The sequence below is a fragment of the Streptomyces prasinopilosus genome (assembly GCF_001419695.1).
Taxonomy (GTDB): domain Bacteria; phylum Actinomycetota; class Actinomycetes; order Streptomycetales; family Streptomycetaceae; genus Streptomyces; species Streptomyces prasinopilosus.
This window is the reverse complement of record NZ_LIRG01000849.1, coordinates 1-1,414: the sequence shown is the minus strand read 5'-3', so window position 1 is coordinate 1,414 and position 1,414 is coordinate 1. Positions and strand designations below refer to the sequence as shown.

Sequence of the window (1,414 nt, the reverse complement as noted above, 5' to 3'; positions counted from 1 at the left end):
TCCCGCAGTCCCGCCGGGGCGGGGGTGGGCCGGGGCCCCGGCGGGACTGCGGGAGCTGGCCGAGGGCGAACTCGCCCGCCTGCGCACCGGTTTCCCCGAGCTGCCCCGCCGCATCTCCGGCTACGCCCTGGACGCCCTGCTGCCCGAGCGGGGCGCCGACGTCGCCCGCTCGTTCTGCGGCTCGGAGGGCACGTTGGGCGTGCTGACGGAGGCGGTGGTGGATCTCGTGCGGGCGCCCCGCGCGCGGGCGCTCGCCGTGCTGGCGTACGCCGACGAGACCGGGGCCGCCGAGGCGGCGGCCGGACTGCTGGAGCACGGGCCGCTGACCGTGGAGGGCATGGCGGCCGACCTGGTGCCGGCCGCGGCGGGCCTCCCGGGCGGGGGAGCCTGGCTGTTCGTGGAGACCGGCGGGGACACGGAGGGGGAGGCCCGCGCGCGTGCGGAGACGGTCGTCCGCGCGGCGGACGTCCTGGACGCCCTGGTGGTCACCGATCCGGCCCGGCAGCGGACGCTGTGGCGGATCCGGGAGGACGCGAGCGGCACGGCGACGAGGATGCCGGACGGGACGGAGGCCTGGCCGGGCTGGGAGGACTGCGCGGTGCCGCCCGCCCGGCTCGGCGCGTACCTGCGGGACTTCCGCGGCCTGCTGGCCGAGCACGGACTGCGCGGCGCCCCGTACGGGCACTTCGGCGACGGCTGCATCCACGTCCGGATCGACTTCGACCTGCTGACCGGGCCGGGCGTCGCCCGCTTCCGCCGCTTCTCCGAGGAACTGGCCGGCCTGGTCGTGGCGCACGGGGGCTCCCTCTCCGGCGAACACGGCGACGGGCAGGCGCGCGCCGAACTGCTGCCCCGCATGTACGGCCCGGAGATGGTGGCCCTCTTCGAGCGGGTGAAGGGCCTCTGGGATCCGGACGACCTGCTCAACCCGGGGATGCTGGTGCGTCCCGCGCCGCTGGACGCGAACCTCCGCTTCGCCGTCCTGCCGCGCGAACCGGTGGACGTGGCCTTCGGCTACCCGTCCGACGGCGGCGACTTCTCGGCGGCCGTCCGCCGCTGCGTGGGCGTCGCCAAGTGCCGTACGGCGTCGGCGCCGGGAGCGGCGGTGATGTGTCCCTCCTTCCGGGCGACGGGCGAGGAGGAGCACTCCACGCGCGGGCGCGCCCGGCTGCTGCACGAGATGCTCGCCGGCGAGCTGGTGACCGACGGCTGGCGCTCCACCGAGGTACGGGACGCCCTGGACCTGTGCCTGTCCTGCAAGGGCTGCCGCTCGGACTGCCCGGTCGGCGTCGACATGGCCACCTACAAGGCGGAGTTCCTCCACCACCACTACGCTGGCCGCCGCCGTCCCGCCACCCACTACACGATGGGCCGGCTGCCGGTGTGGCTGGACTGGGTGGCGCGGACGGCGGCG

At 76.6% G+C, this 1,414-nt stretch carries 1 protein-coding gene; it reads left to right on the top strand.

What is annotated here, in order from left to right:
• Positions 1-1,414, top strand: a 1,414-nt coding sequence (locus tag AOK18_RS27420; RefSeq protein ID WP_206281600.1) for an FAD-binding and (Fe-S)-binding domain-containing protein, incomplete at both ends; no start/stop codon positions are given.